This is a genomic window from Candidatus Sphingomonas colombiensis (genome assembly GCA_029202845.1).
GTDB lineage: Bacteria > Pseudomonadota > Alphaproteobacteria > Sphingomonadales > Sphingomonadaceae > Sphingomonas > Sphingomonas colombiensis.
This window is the reverse complement of record CP119315.1, coordinates 1,652,996-1,666,582: the sequence shown is the minus strand read 5'-3', so window position 1 is coordinate 1,666,582 and position 13,587 is coordinate 1,652,996. Positions and strand designations below refer to the sequence as shown.

The following is a 13,587-nucleotide window of genomic DNA, read 5'->3' as shown; positions in this document are numbered from 1 at the left end:
CACCGGCCTGACGCCGCCGTTCGTCAGAACCAGGTTCGAACGCCGAGCACCAGCGCGGCACCGCCGACATCCTCCGCGCGCGCGCGCGCGAAATCGGCGGTGCGTCCGATGCGGCGCTGCCATGACACACCGACATACGGCGCGAATTCACGCGCTATCTCGTAACGCAGCCGCAAGCCCAGTTCCGCTTCACTCAGCCCTGATCCGATCGCGGCGGCGCGCACGTCCTGCGCCGCGAGATTGAACTCCACGCGCGGCTGGAGGATCAGCCGCTGCGTCACGCGTTGATCGTAATAAGCGCCGACACGGGCAGTCAGCTCGCCCTTGGTCGACAGGAAAGCAGCGGCATCGACCTCGAACCAATAAGGCGCCAGCCCTTCGATGCCGATCGTTGCATAGGTGCGCGGAGCATCGGCGCGGAAATCCTGCCGCGCGCCGGCCTGAAGATTGAAATACGGCCCGATTGCACGGCTATAGAGTGCCTGCACCTCACCGCTGTCGAGCACCCCACCGAACACGCCCTCGCCCTCGCTCTTGATGACGAGGCGGTTGACGTCGCCGCCGAACCAGCCCTCCCCACTCCAGTGATAGCCGTCATGCCCGGCGCCGATACGCACCTCAGCCAGATCGATCATCACCTGCGAGAAATTGCTCCCACCATGCTCCCGACGCAACGCGATCCGCGACGCGGCCATGGCGTCGGCACCCCAGAAGCGATCGGCATAATTCGCCACCACGGCCGACGGCGGCGGCGCATTACCTACGGGCAGCGCGGTGCCGCCCATTGCCGGCATCGCGTGTCCGGCGTGCGGATCAGCCGGTGCGGCTACCTTGCAGTGACCCATCGCCGCGTGCTCCGGCGTACATGCCGCGTCGCTCGCAGGCTTCGCCGCCTCCGGCATCGCGTGGCCGACATGCGGTTCGGCCGGCGTGATGAGCTTGCAATGCCCCATCGCCGCATGTTCCGGCGTACATGTTTGTTTGGCGGGCGGAGCATCGGCGGACGGCATCGCCATGCCGCCATGGCTCGCATGATCCATTGTCTGCGCCGCCGCCGCGCCGCTCCACAACAGCAGCGCCGGCCAGAGCGGATAGGTTAACCGCCTCATGCCGTCGCCTCCGCGCGCGGGCGGACCGACACGACCTGCATCATCCCCGCATGCATGTGATAGAGCAGATGGCAGTGGAACGCCCAGTCGCCCACAGCGTCTGTCGTCACATCGAACGTCACCGTGCCCCCGGGCTGCACCTGCACCGTGTGTTTGCGCGGCGCATATTCGCCGTGCCCGACGACCAGTTCGAAGAAATGCCCGTGAAGATGGATCGGATGACCCATCATCGTATCGTTGACCAAGGTCACGCGTACACGCTCGTCCTTAGTGAAGGGGATCGGCGCCTTCACCTCGCTCAGCTTCTCGCCGTCGAACGCCCACATATAGCGTTCCATATTGCCGGTGAGGTGGATGCGCATCGCGCGGCCCGGCGCGCGCACGTCCGGATTGCGCTCGGCCGCGATCAGATCGCGATAGACGAGCACGCGGTGTCCCGCATCCGCCAGCCCCTGCCCCGGCTCCCCGGTGCGGTCGACCGGCATGGGGGAGATCGACTGGACGGTGGGAGTTTTCTTCACCTCCGGCGCCATCGCGAAATCGCGCATCCCGTGTTTCATCGCCGGCGCGTCATGCGTCGCCGGGGCGCCGGGGGTGCAATGCCCCATCGCGGCGTGTTCGGGCGGACATGGGGCGTCGGCCGCCGGCATCGCCGCCATCGCGCCGTGATCCATGCCCCCCATCCCCATATCGCGCATCGTGGCGAGCGGACGCGGGCGCAGCGCGGGGACTTCCGCCACCATTCCGGCGCGCGGGGCGAGTGTGGCGCGCGCCATGCCGGAACGATCAACGCTCTCGCCGACGATCGTATAGGCGCGATCGTCACGCGGTTCGACGATCAGATCATATGTTTCCGCCACCGCGACCTGCAATTCATCGACCGTCACGGGCCGCACGCGCAGCCCGTCGGCCTGCACCACCGTCAACTTCAGCCCCGGAATGCGCAGGTTGAACGTCGTCATCGCCGAGGCGTTGATGATGCGTAGCCGTACCCGCTCGCCGGGCGCGAACAGCGCGGTCCAATTATCCTGCGGGCCATGGCCATTGACGAGATAGGTGTAAGTGGTGGCGGTCACGTCCGAGATATCGGTCGGGTCCATCCGCATCTTGCCCCATGCCAGGCGCTCGCTCGCGCGCTGATCACGCCCCGCGAACATCCCGGCAAGCGTCTGCTGCTGGCGGTTATAATAGCCGCCCTGCATCTTGAGCTTGCGGAACAGGGCATGCGGATGAAGCGCGCTATAATCCGACAGCACGATGACATGTTCGCGATCCGAGCGGATCGGGTCTTCACCCGCGGGATCGATCACGATCGGGCCATAATGGCCGAGCTGCTCCTGAAGCCCCGAATGGCTGTGATACCAATAGGTGCCCGATTGAACGATCGGGAAGCGATAGGTGAAGGTTTGCCGCGCCTTGATCCCCGGGAAACTGACGCCGGGAACGCCATCCATCTCGGCCGGCAGGATCAGCCCGTGCCAGTGGATCGAGCTATCCTCATCAAGCGCGTTCTCGACATGCAGCCGCACCTGCTGCCCCTCGGTTAGCCGGATCAGCGGCGCCGGCACCGTGCCGTTGACGCCGATCGCGTGGCGCTCACGCCCGTCGATCGTCAACATCTGATGCGCGATACGCAGGTGGATATCCTCGCCAGACAAGGACGGCAGCGGTCGCACGATGCCGGGCGATACGGCGCGCGCCCATGCTGGAAAGGCAGCCGCTGCACCCAGTGCAGCGCCACCGCGCAACAGCGCGCGGCGATCGAGGGCGATGGTCATCGTTTCTCCCGGGGCAAACTCCGCCGGACAAGTAGGGATGCGCAAGCCCACTGTCATCCCATTCGCAGCAACGCGGCGATCTGCATCTCGGCGATCGCCTGCGCCTCGCCCGCATCGAGCACGTCGGGCGACAGGCACAATTCCAGCCACAGGCCGTCGACCAGCGCGGTGATCGCGATCGCAGCACGGCGGCATTCGGCGGCCGCGATTCCACAATCGGCGAGCAATCGCTCCAGCCCGGCGCGGAAATGGGCATATTGCTCATCATGCAGCCGCGCCACATCGTCACGCGCGATGACGAGGCTCCAGAACGCCACCCATGTCGCGAGCAAGGCGCGATCCGCGATCGGTGGAGCAAAGCTCGCCGCGACATAGGCCGACAGTCGCGCGCGCGGATCGTCGGCCGCCGCCGCCACCGCCGCGTCCAGCGCCGCCGTCACCTCCGCCCCGACCTGCGCATAGGTGGCGGCGATCAGCGCATCCACCCCGCCGAAATGATGCGTGACAAGGCCGGGCGACACCCCGGCCTCCAGCGCGATCGCACGCACCGACGCGCCGCTCGCGCCCTCGCGCGCCAGCACCCGCGTCGCCGCCGCGATCAGCAGCTTGCGGCGTTCATCGGCATCGGTGCGGGTGAAGGCGGCTTTGGTCACATCGCGTCGCTATCACGGACAGGGATTGTCCGCGCCACTTTCTTATTATACGATCGTATAGCAAGCAACCGGAGTCGCGCGCATGGCCACCCTCGCCCAGCCCCTTGTCGATCCCGATGCGGATTTCTCGCTGCCGGGCTGGATCTATACCGACGCGGAATTCTTCGACGTGGAGATGGCGCGGGTGATCCGCCCATCGTGGCAGATCGTGTGCCACGAAAGCGATCTCGCACAGCCCGGCGGCTGGCGCACTATCGCCTATCTCGGCGAGCAGGTGGCGGTGGTGCGCGGCGAGGACGGCGCGATCCGCGCGTTCCACAACGTCTGCCGGCATCGCGCGATGCGGATTCTGGAGGGCGATTCCGGCTGCGCGAAGAAATTGGTCTGCCCGTATCACGCCTGGACCTATGAACTCGACGGGCGGCTTTCGGGCGTGCCGATGAAACGCGATTATCCCGCGCTGAAGCTGGAGGACAATGGGCTGGTGCCGATCGAGGTATCGACCTGGCGCGGCTTCGTCTTCGTCCGGCTGGAAGATGATGGCGGGCCTTCCGTGGCGGAGATGATGGCGCCCTATGACGCGGAGGTCGCCCCCTATCGCTTCGAGGACATGCGCCAGATCAGCGACGTGCGGCTGCGTGAGCGCGCGGTGAACTGGAAGAACGTCGGCGACAATTATTCCGACAATCTTCACATCCCCGTCGCGCATGACGGGCTGACACGGCTGTTCGGCAAAAGCTATGCGATCGAGGCGGCCGGCTGGGTCGACAAGATGTCGGGCCAGCTCGTCGATCGCCCGTCGGACAATGTGTGGGAACGCTTCTACCAGAAGCATCTGCCGCGCGTGGATCACTTGCCGGAACAGAATCAGCGGCTGTGGCTCTATTACAAGCTGTGGCCGAACATGGCGTTCGACATCTACGCCGATCAGATCGATTTCATGCAATGGCTGCCGACGTCGCCGACGACATGCGTATTGCGCGAGATGTGCTTCGCGCTGCCCGATGATCGGCGCGAGATGAAGCTGGTGCGTTATGCCAATTGGCGGATCAACCGCGTCGTCAACGCGGAGGACACCTGGCTGATCGAGCGCGTCCAGCAGGGCATGGCCTCGCAAAGCTATACGGTCGGGCCGATCGGCGCGAGCGAGGTGTGCCTGCGCAGCTTCGCGGGAAAGATCAGGGATCGCATACCCGAAGCGCGGCTGCATCGCGCGCCTGCTGCGGGATGGTCACGCCGGCCGCGCGCGGCTTGAGGGACGACAAGATTTAGGGGACGGGCATGACGAAGAAATACGACGCGATCATCATCGGCGGCGGGCATAACGGCCTGGTCTGCGCTTTCTATCTCGCCCGCGCGGGCCTCAAGGTGCGCGTGCTGGAGCGGCGGGATATCGTCGGCGGGGCGGCGGTGACGGAGGAATTCCACCCCGGCTTCCGCAATTCGACCGCGAGCTACACCGTCAGCCTGCTCCGCCCCAAGGTGATCGCGGACATGAAGCTGCACGATCACGGCTATCGCATCATCGAACGGACGATCAGCAACTTCTTCCCGTTTGAGAACACCTATCTGAAGCTCGGCGGCGGCACCGCGCGGACACAGGCGGAATTCGCGCGCTTCAATCAGAAGGATGCGGACGCCTATCCGCATTATGACGCCGCGCTGGAAAAGGTGGCGCAGGTGCTGCGCGATATCTCGCTCAAGGTGCCGCCGAATGTCGGCGGTGGCCTGCGCGCGCTGATGTCCGGCGCGACGCAAGGCTGGCCGCTCGCCAAGATGGGGATCGAGGCGCAGCGCGACCTGCTCGACGTGTTCACCAAATCGGCGCGCGATTTCCTTGATGGATGGTTCGAGGACGATCACGTCAAGACCGCATTCGGTTTCGACGCGGTGGTCGGCAATTTCGCCGGCGTCTCCACCCCCGGATCGGCTTATGTACTGCTCCACCACGTCTTCGGCGAGGTTAACGGCAAGCTCGGCGCATGGGGCCATTCGGTCGGCGGGATGGGCGCGATCACGCAGGCGATGGCGCGGGCGTGCGAGGAAGCTGGCGTCGAGATCACGCTCGAAGCCCCGGTCGATCGCGTGCTGACCAATAATGGCAAGGCCGCCGGCGTGCGGCTGGAAAGCGGCGAGGAGATTGCGGCGAACATCGTCGCGGCGAATGTCGGCCCGGCTGTGCTCTATCGCGGCATGGTCGAGGCGAGCGAGCTGCCGGCCGATTTCCGGCGGCGGATCGACAATTACAAGCTCGGCTCGGGCACGTTCCGCATGAACGTGGCGCTGTCCGAGCTGCCCGATTTCACCACGCTGCCGGGCAAGGACAAGGCCGAGCATCACACCGCCGGCATCATCATCGCGCCGGGCATGGATTATATGGACCAGGCGTTCGACGATGCGAAGAAATTCGGCTGGTCGAAGAAGCCGATCGTCGAGATGAAGATTCCGAGCACGGTCGACGACAGCCTCGCCCCGCCGGGCCAGCATGTCGCCAGCCTGTTCTGCCAGCAATTCTCGCCGGTGCTGTCGGAAGGCCGTTCATGGGACGATGTGCGCGAAGAAGTGGCGGACCTGATCATCGATACGGTCAACGATCATGCGCCCAACTTCAAAGCGAGCGTGATCGCGCGGCAGATTCACTCCCCGCTCGATCTGGAGCGCAAGTTCGGGCTGATCGGGGGCGACATCTTCCACGGCCATATGAGCCTCGATCAGCTGTGGGCGGCGCGCCCGGTGCTCGGCCATGGCGATTATCGCTCGCCAGTGAAGGGGCTCTACATGTGCGGATCGGGCACGCATCCCGGTGGCGGCGTCACCGGCGCGCCGGGCCACAATGCAGCGCATGAGATATTGCGTGATCGCTCGCTCGTCGGGCGCTTTCTGCCGATCTGACGGTGTTCCGCTATGACCGCCGTCGCCAGATGCTCGCCGCCGCGCTGGCGGCACTGGCGGGCTATGTAGATGCAATCGGCTTCATGAAGCTCGGCGGCCTTTTCGTCTCGTTCATGAGCGGCAACACCACGCGAATGGCGGTGGGGCTGGCCGGTGAGACGGCGGTGGCGGCTATCGCGGCAGCGCTGATCGTCGCGTTCGTGGCGGGCGTCACCGGGGGGGCGCTGGTCGCGGCGGCGACGGGCACGGCGCGCAAGGCGGCGGTGCTGTCGCTGACCGCCATGCTGCTGGCGGTAGCGGCGGCGCTCGATCGTTTCGTCGCGGGGAATTGGACCGCGCTCGCGATGGCGGCGGCAATGGGCGCGGCGAACAATGTATTCCTGCGCGATGGTGAGGTGGCGGTCGGCGTCACCTATATGACAGGCACGCTGGTGAAGCTCGGTCAGCGCATTGCGACGGCGCTCATGGGCGACGGGGCGGGCGGCTGGCTCGCTTATGCTTTGTTATGGCTGGGGCTGCTCGCCGGGGCGGTGAGCGGCGCGATACTTTATCCGCGCATCGGCTCGTTCAGCGTCGCGCTGGCGGCAGTGGTGGCGGCCACGCTGGCGCTGATCGCGCGGTGGATCGGGCCGTCCGATCCCTATCCACGCCGCACCCACCAATAAACGGGCAGGCCGAGCCCAAGCAGTGCCAACCCCCAAAAATCGGCCTTCAGCCCCAGTCCGTAGGTCATCCACGCGACGAACCCCGCCGAGATCACCGCCGCGATCTTCGCTGGCAAATCGCCTCGCAGCAGCTTCAGCGCCGCCAGCGCACTGGCGAAATAGGCCAGCATCCCGGCGGCCAGACTGATCGAGGCGATCTCAGCGAACAGGTCGCCGGTCTTGCCCGTATAATTGAGCACCATCACCAACGTTACCAGCACGCCCGACACGAGATGCGCGCGCGCCGGGGTGCCGTTCGCGCTTTCCTTGCCAAACCACGCCGGAAACACACCACCGCGCGCCATCGCCCATGGCATTTCGCCTTGCAGCAGGATGAAGCCGTTGAGCGCGCCGAACGCGCTGACCGCGGCGAACAACGCTACCAGTTCGCCCGTTCCCTCACCAAAAGTGCGCCCGAGGAACGCCGCGACCGGCGCGGGCGACGCGGCGATCTCCCCACTTGGCATCATCAGCGCGATGGCGGCGGCGACCGCGAAGTAAACCACGCCGGTAAGCGCGGTGCCGGCCAGCGTGACCAGCGGCACGACCCGCGTCGGGTTTTCCACCTTGTCCGCCGGCACCGTCGCGGACTCGACGCCGAGAAAGCCCCAGAAGGTGAGCGCTGCCGCCCCCGCCACCGCGTTCGCGCCGATGGGTACCGGCGGGTTGGCGGCCAGCGCGCCGCTACCATCGCGTAACAACAGCCAGGCCGCGAGCAGCACGACGCCGGCGAGCGGCACAAGCTTCACCCCGGCCGTCACCATCTGCACACGGCCGGCAAGCCCGACGCCGTGGATGTTGATCGCCACCAGCCCCCAAATCAGCGTCAGCGCGACAAGGATCGCTGGCAATCCGCTGCCGAGCGCCGGGAAAGGCACGCTCAGCGCGCTCACCACTGCCACCGCCACCGCCCCGTTACCGGCCCACACCAACACCCAGTAGCTCCACGCAACCGCGAAACCGATCGTCGGGCCGAAAGCAGCATTGGCGAAAGCATAGGGGCCCCCCGCCGCCGGCACCGCCACGGCCAGCCGCGCGAAAACGAAGGCGAGGCACATCGCGCCCGCGATCGTCACGCCCCAGCCAATCAGCGCGTTGGCACCGAGCGGGGCGAGCGTCGCGGGCAGAAGATAAATGCCCGAACCGATCATATTGCCGACGACCAGCGCCAGCGCCGCCCAGATCCCAAGCGCGCGCTTGTCCTGCATCCCCGGTCATCCTCTCAACATTGGCGCGGCAGAAGGCGCTCATAGTTTGTGGGGCAAGAGGGCGCGCGCGGCAAGCGGCCGCAGTTGGCTGCGTTAACCGTGCCTTAGCCCCTCTCCTTTACCCCGGCCGCAGTACAACTCGCGCCGGAGCCGATGCTGAGGCCCATTCTTCTCACCGTGCCCGCCCTCGTGCTGGCGACGTCGTGCGTGCCCCAGGCGGGGCCGCCGACCTACGCCCCGGCGGCGACGGCGGCGGCGCGCCCGATCAAAAACCCGCGCGAGTTGCTTCAGCGACTCGATCTCGATGTGCCGATGGACATCGTCGAGGAAGCCGCGCTGGCAAAGCTCGCACGCCCGGCGGTCCTCAATGCAGCGCCGGCATTCGAGGTGGGCGGGCAATCGCCGGACGATGCCGCTCGCGCGCTCGATTGCCTGACGCAGGCGGTTTATTACGAGGCACGTTCCGAGCCGATCGATGGCGAACGCGCGGTGGCGCAGGTGGTGCTCAATCGCGTGCGTGATCGCGCTTTTCCCAAGAGCGTCTGCGGCGTGGTCTATCAGGGATCGACGCGGCGCACCGGCTGCCAGTTCACCTTTACCTGCGACGGATCATTGCTGCGCCCGCGCGAACCAATCGCCTGGGCGCGCGCCGGTGCCGTCGCGGCGGCGGCGCTGGCGGGCGAAGTCTATGCGCCGGTCGGCTCCGCCACGCACTATCACGCCAATTACGTGCTACCATGGTGGGCATCGAGCCTCACGCGGATCGGCGCGGTCGGCGCGCATATCTTCTATCGCTGGCGCGACGCGATGGAGAATGCGCTCGCCTTTCGCCAGCGCTACGATGGCGCGGAACCCGATATCGCCACCTCGCTCGGTACCGCGAGCGGCAATGATGGCGTGACGGTGCATCGCGATGGCGACAATCAGAGCGAACTCGTCGGCTCGGTGACGATTCATCGCAGCGGCGCGGTGATCGCCGTTGCCGCGCCCGTTTCGCCGGGCGCACCGATCGTGGCGAAACCGGCAGTCGCGCGCTCAACGACGAGCGCGGGGGTACGTGTCCATCGCGACATCGCACCACCCGAAGGCGCCGGGCCGGAGGATATGGATCAAAGCGCGAGCTGAACGCTCAGCCCAGCCGCTCCGCGTGCCAGCGCAGGTGATCCGCCATGAAGCTGGAAATGAAATAGTAGCTGTGGTCGTAGCCTGGTTGGATCCTGAGCGTCAGCGGGATGCCGGCCTTCTCACATGCCGCCGCAAGCAATTCCGGCTTCAGCTGGCTCTCAAGAAATTGGTCCGCGCCGCCCTGATCGACCAGCAACGCGGGTGCCCGCGCGCCATCCCCGATCAGCGCGACCGCATCATGGGCGCGCCACGCAGCGCGATCCGGCCCGAGATAGCCGCCCAGCGCCTTTTCGCCCCATGGCACCCGCGATGGCGCAACGATCGGCGCAAAGGCGGAAATCGCACGATAGCGATCGGGGAAGGTAAGGCCGATGGTCAGCGCGCCATGCCCGCCCATCGAATGCCCCATGATCGATTGCCGCGCCGGATCGGTCGGGAAATTCGCGGCGATCAGCGCCGGCAATTCCTCCGTTACATAGGACCACATGCGATAATGCGTCGACCACGGCGCCTCGGTCGCATCGACATAGAAGCCCGCGCCGAGCCCGAAATCATAAGCGCCATCCGCGTCATCTTGCACGCCGTCGCCGCGCGGACTGGTATCGGGCGCGACGAGGATCAGGCCGAGTTCGGCGCAAGCACGACGAAACTCGCCCTTTTCGGTGACATTGGCCTGCGTGCAGGTGAGGCCCGAAAGATACCATACCACCGGCAGCTTCGCGCCCTCGGCATGCGGCGGGACATAGACCGAGAAGGTCATCTCCGTGCCAGTGGCCGAGGAGACGTGACGATATACGCCCTGCGTGCCGCCAAAGGCACGATTGGTAGAGACGGTTTCCATTGGTCCTCCGTTGCGGCCGACGGGCGCGCGGACTCGTGACGCGATCATGTGGCGGCGGCGCGAACCCCGCCGCCCACGATGATCAGTAAACCACCACGCTGCGGATACTCTCGCCAGCGTGCATCAGGTCGAAGCCCTTGTTGATCTCGTCCAACGACAACCGGTGCGTGATCATCGGCTCGATCTGGATCAGCCCGTTCATATACCAGTCGACGATCTTCGGCACATCGGTGCGTCCGCGCGCGCCGCCAAACGCGGTGCCTTTCCACACGCGCCCGGTGACGAGCTGGAACGGGCGGGTGGAGATTTCCTTACCCGATTCCGCCACGCCGATGACGATCGATTCACCCCAGCCGCGATGCGCGCTTTCCAGCGCCTGCCGCATCACGACCGTATTGCCGGTGCAATCGAACGTATAATCGCCGCCGCCATCGGTCATCGCGACAAGATGCTGAACGATATCGCCGACATTGTTCGGATTGACGAAATCGGTCATGCCGAACCTGCGGCCCCATTCCTCACGGTCCGGGTTGATGTCCACGCCAACGATACGCGCGGCGCCGGCGAATTTCGCGCCCTGGATCACGTTCAGCCCGATCCCGCCGAGCCCGAACACGATGACGGTTGCGCCCGGCTCGACCTTGGCGGTGTTGACCACCGCGCCAACCCCGGTGGTGACGCCACAGCCGATATAGCAGCTCGTATCGAACGGCGCGTCGGTGCGAATCTTCGCGACCGCGATTTCCGGCAGCACGGTGAAGTTCGAGAAGGTCGAGCAGCCCATATAGTGATAGATGGTCTGGCCCTTGTAGCTGAACCGGCTCGTCCCGTCCGGCATCAGCCCCTTGCCCTGCGTCGCGCGGATCGCGGTGCACAGGTTGGTCTTGCCGCTGAGGCACGATTTACACTGGCGGCATTCGGGCGTGTAGAGCGGGATGACGTGATCGTCCGGCGCGACGCTCGTCACGCCCGGCCCCACTTCGCGCACGATGCCACAGCCTTCGTGACCGAGAACCGAGGGGAACAACCCTTCGCTGTCGAATCCGTCGAGGGTATAGGCATCGGTGTGGCAGATGCCCGTCGCCATGATCTCGACCAGCACCTCGCCCGCCTTCGGGCCTTCGAGATCGAGTTCGACGATTTCCAGCGGCTTCTTCGCCTCGAACGCGACGGCGGCACGGGTCTTCATCGGGGGTGAACTCCTGTCGTTATCACTTCGCGCCGGTCGATCAGCCGGCAGCAATTTCCTTGAGCGGCGCGCTCGCATCCGCAAGCCGCTCGGGCGCAATCGCCGCCCGGGCGAGCACCAACGCGCGGCCCTGCACATAATCCTTGGTGGCGTTCACGCAGTCGAGCGCGATCACCTGTCCCTGTTTCAGATACAGCACGCTGAACGAGCGAGCGAGCGGATCGCCGCGCAACACGACCTGATCGTGCCCGATCGAAAGGCCAACGGTCTGAAGTTTCAGATCATATTGGTTCGACCAGAACCACGGTACGGCATCATAGCGCTGCGGTTCACCCATGATCGACTTGGCCACCGTCGTCGCCTGATCATTGGCGTTCTGGACCGATTCGAGCCGGATGCGCGCGCCATCGGCGAAGCCGTTCTCGTGCGCGGCGCAATCGCCGATCGCATAGACATCCGGCAGGTTCGTGCGGCACAATTCGTCAACCTCGACACCGTTGCCACCCGCCGCGCCCGCCGCAAGCAGCGGCTCCACGGCCGGCACGATGCCGATGCCGACGATCACCATCTCGCATTCAAGCAGCTCGCCATCGGCCATCCGCACGCCGCTCACCGCACCGTCGCGCTCTTCGATCCCGGCGACCGCCGCATCGAGCCGCACCTCCACGCCGTGCGCGCGATGCTCCGCCTCATAGAAGCGCGACAGCGGCTCCCCGGCAACGCGCGCGAGGACGCGGGGCAGCGCCTCCAGCACCGTGACCCGCTTGCCAAGCTTGGACAGCACGGCCGCCGCCTCCAGCCCGATATAGCCGCCGCCGATCACCACGATGCGGGTGGTCGTTTCCAGCTCGCCCATCAGCCGATCGACATCGGCGCGGGTGCGCACCGCGTGGACGCCGGCAAGATCATGGCCATCGCAGGTCAACCGGCGCGGGCTGCCGCCAGTCGCCCAGACTAGCGTGCCATAGCCAATCTCCGCGCCGTCCGCCGTCGTCACCTGATGCGCCGCCGGATCGACCGCCGTGACGCGCCGGCCGAGCAGCATCGTCACCTGTTTGTCGGCCCAGAAGCTCGCCGGGCGGATCAGGATGCGCTCAAACTCCTTTTCGCGCGACAGATAGTCCTTGGAAAGCGGCGGGCGTTCATAAGGCAGTTCCGGCTCGTCCCCGACGATCGCGATCGTGCCGGCGAATTTGCGCTGCCGGAGCGCCACCGCCGCCTGGGCACCGCCATGGCCGCCCCCCACGATCAACACGTCGAAATGTTCGGCCATCACGCGCTCTCTGCCCTCGCCACATCCATGCCGCTTCCCACCACGCGAAAGCGCCGCGCGAGTCAATGACAGAACTGTCACTTGGTATGGCGGCGCAACGATCATATGTCGGCGCCAAGGGGGACGTGGAGAACGGCGATGAACCTGCTGCTGGTGGAAGACGACGAAGGCTATGCCACTACGCTGGCGGAGGAACTGCGCGCGCTCGATCACGAGGTGACGGTCGCGCCCAATGGGGCGATCGCGCTCCAGATCGCCGATCGCGAGCCGTTCGACGCTGCGATCATCGATCGCATGCTGCCGCAAATGGATGGCACCGCCGTGCTGCGCCGGCTGCGCGAAAGCGGCAAGATGCTGCCCGTGGTGATGCTGAGCGCGCTCGGCCGCTCGAACGAAAAGGTCGAAGGGCTCGATGCCGGTGCGGACGATTATGTCGTCAAACCCACCCCGGCGGCCGAGCTGGACGCCCGGCTGAAGGCGCTGATGCGCGGGCGGCAATGGACTCATGGCGCGAGCGACACGGTGCGCGCCGGCGATATCACCGTGAGCCCGGCACGTTTTCGCGCGTGGCGCAACGACCGCCCGCTCGATCTCGTCCGGCTGGAACTGCAATTGCTGGCCGAACTCGTCCGCAACGCGGGCACGGTGCTGACCCGCGCGATGCTGATCGAGCGCGTCTGGGGGTATGATTTCGAGCCGACCACCAACATCGTCGACGTTCAGATCCGCGCGCTGCGCCGCAAGCTGACGGCGGATGGCGAGGACGATCCGATCGTCACCCTGCGCGGCATCGGCTATATGTTGCGCGATTGAAC

11 protein-coding genes and 1 pseudogene are annotated in these 13,587 nt (G+C 66.1%); 5 read left to right on the top strand and 7 right to left on the bottom strand.

The genetic code is table 11. The annotated features are described in order from the left end of the window. Positions 1–23: 23 nt before the first annotated feature. From P0Y64_08000 to P0Y64_07990, 3 genes are read right to left on the bottom strand one after another with little or no spacing between them, the layout of a single operon-like run. The gene (locus P0Y64_08000) at positions 24–1,109 is read right to left on the bottom strand and encodes a copper resistance protein B (GenBank protein ID WEK44716.1); all 1,086 of its coding nucleotides are present in this window, start codon (positions 1,107–1,109) and stop codon (positions 24–26) included. After that, positions 1,106–2,887 carry a copper resistance system multicopper oxidase gene (locus P0Y64_07995; GenBank protein WEK44715.1) on the bottom strand — a complete coding sequence of 594 codons (1,782 nt, stop codon included), beginning with the start codon at positions 2,885–2,887 and terminating at the stop codon, positions 1,106–1,108. Before P0Y64_07995 ends, P0Y64_08000 begins: the two co-directional genes overlap by 4 nt. Positions 2,888–2,940: 53 nt before the next feature. Beyond that, complete coding sequence (locus P0Y64_07990; protein WEK44714.1) at positions 2,941–3,540, bottom strand: TetR family transcriptional regulator C-terminal domain-containing protein; 600 nt, start codon at positions 3,538–3,540, stop codon at positions 2,941–2,943. Positions 3,541–3,622: 82 nt separating this feature from the next. Between P0Y64_07990 and P0Y64_07985 the strand changes: the two genes are divergently transcribed. The 3 genes from P0Y64_07985 to P0Y64_07975 are packed head-to-tail and all read left to right on the top strand — an operon-like array spanning position 3,623 to position 7,097. Continuing rightward, complete coding sequence (locus P0Y64_07985; protein WEK44713.1) at positions 3,623–4,795, top strand: aromatic ring-hydroxylating dioxygenase subunit alpha; 1,173 nt, start codon at positions 3,623–3,625, stop codon at positions 4,793–4,795. A gap of 26 nt (positions 4,796–4,821) precedes the next feature. Then, a complete protein-coding gene (locus P0Y64_07980) occupies positions 4,822–6,432 on the top strand; it encodes an NAD(P)/FAD-dependent oxidoreductase (GenBank protein ID WEK44712.1) in 1,611 nt (536 codons plus the stop codon). A 2-nt stretch (positions 6,433–6,434) separates the two neighbouring features. Next, entirely contained in the window at positions 6,435–7,097 is a 663-nt protein-coding gene (locus tag P0Y64_07975; GenBank protein WEK44711.1) for a DUF1275 family protein, read from the top strand. Here P0Y64_07975 and P0Y64_07970 read toward each other — a convergent pair. Next, positions 7,073–8,344 (bottom strand): amino acid permease, encoded by a 1,272-nt coding sequence (locus P0Y64_07970; protein WEK44710.1) that lies wholly within the window; start codon positions 8,342–8,344, stop codon positions 7,073–7,075. The two genes, P0Y64_07975 and P0Y64_07970, sit on opposite strands and share 25 nt — an antisense overlap. Positions 8,345–8,752: 408 nt before the next feature. Between P0Y64_07970 and P0Y64_07965 the strand changes: the two are divergent. Beyond that, a pseudogene (locus P0Y64_07965) lies at positions 8,753–9,142 on the top strand (cell wall hydrolase). Positions 9,143–9,473: 331 nt separating this feature from the next. Here the strand turns inward: P0Y64_07965 and fghA are convergent. The 3 genes from fghA to P0Y64_07950 all read right to left on the bottom strand — a co-directional run bounded on the left by fghA (position 9,474) and on the right by P0Y64_07950 (position 12,772). Next, the gene (gene fghA, locus P0Y64_07960; GenBank protein WEK44709.1) at positions 9,474–10,310 is read right to left on the bottom strand and encodes an S-formylglutathione hydrolase; all 837 of its coding nucleotides are present in this window, start codon (positions 10,308–10,310) and stop codon (positions 9,474–9,476) included. Positions 10,311–10,392: 82 nt separating this feature from the next. After that, positions 10,393–11,499: an S-(hydroxymethyl)glutathione dehydrogenase/class III alcohol dehydrogenase gene (locus P0Y64_07955; GenBank protein WEK44708.1), complete on the bottom strand. Its 1,107-nt coding sequence runs from the start codon at positions 11,497–11,499 to the stop codon at positions 10,393–10,395. 40 nt (positions 11,500–11,539) lie between these two features. Next, entirely contained in the window at positions 11,540–12,772 is a 1,233-nt protein-coding gene (locus tag P0Y64_07950) for an FAD-dependent oxidoreductase (protein WEK44707.1), read from the bottom strand. A 138-nt stretch (positions 12,773–12,910) separates the two neighbouring features. Here P0Y64_07950 and P0Y64_07945 point away from each other — a divergent pair, with 138 nt between their 5' ends. Continuing rightward, complete coding sequence (locus tag P0Y64_07945) at positions 12,911–13,585, top strand: response regulator transcription factor (protein ID WEK44706.1); 675 nt, start codon at positions 12,911–12,913, stop codon at positions 13,583–13,585. The last annotated feature ends 2 nt before the right edge of the window (positions 13,586–13,587 follow it).

Excerpts from the sequence above, each read along its gene's own strand:
- P0Y64_07995 (WEK44715.1), bottom strand. The coding sequence starts at position 2,887 with ATGACCATCGCCCTCGATCGCCGCGCGCTGTTGCGCGGTGGCGCTGCA.
- P0Y64_07980 (WEK44712.1), top strand. The coding sequence starts at position 4,822 with ATGACGAAGAAATACGACGCGATCATCATCGGCGGCGGGCATAACGGC.
- P0Y64_07955 (WEK44708.1), bottom strand. The coding sequence starts at position 11,499 with ATGAAGACCCGTGCCGCCGTCGCGTTCGAGGCGAAGAAGCCGCTGGAA.
- P0Y64_07950 (WEK44707.1), bottom strand. The coding sequence starts at position 12,772 with ATGGCCGAACATTTCGACGTGTTGATCGTGGGGGGCGGCCATGGCGGT.
- P0Y64_08000 (WEK44716.1), bottom strand. The coding sequence starts at position 1,109 with ATGAGGCGGTTAACCTATCCGCTCTGGCCGGCGCTGCTGTTGTGGAGC.
- P0Y64_07970 (WEK44710.1), bottom strand. The coding sequence starts at position 8,344 with ATGCAGGACAAGCGCGCGCTTGGGATCTGGGCGGCGCTGGCGCTGGTC.
- fghA (WEK44709.1), bottom strand. The coding sequence starts at position 10,310 with ATGGAAACCGTCTCTACCAATCGTGCCTTTGGCGGCACGCAGGGCGTA.
- P0Y64_07985 (WEK44713.1), top strand. The coding sequence starts at position 3,623 with ATGGCCACCCTCGCCCAGCCCCTTGTCGATCCCGATGCGGATTTCTCG.
- P0Y64_07945 (WEK44706.1), top strand. The coding sequence starts at position 12,911 with ATGAACCTGCTGCTGGTGGAAGACGACGAAGGCTATGCCACTACGCTG.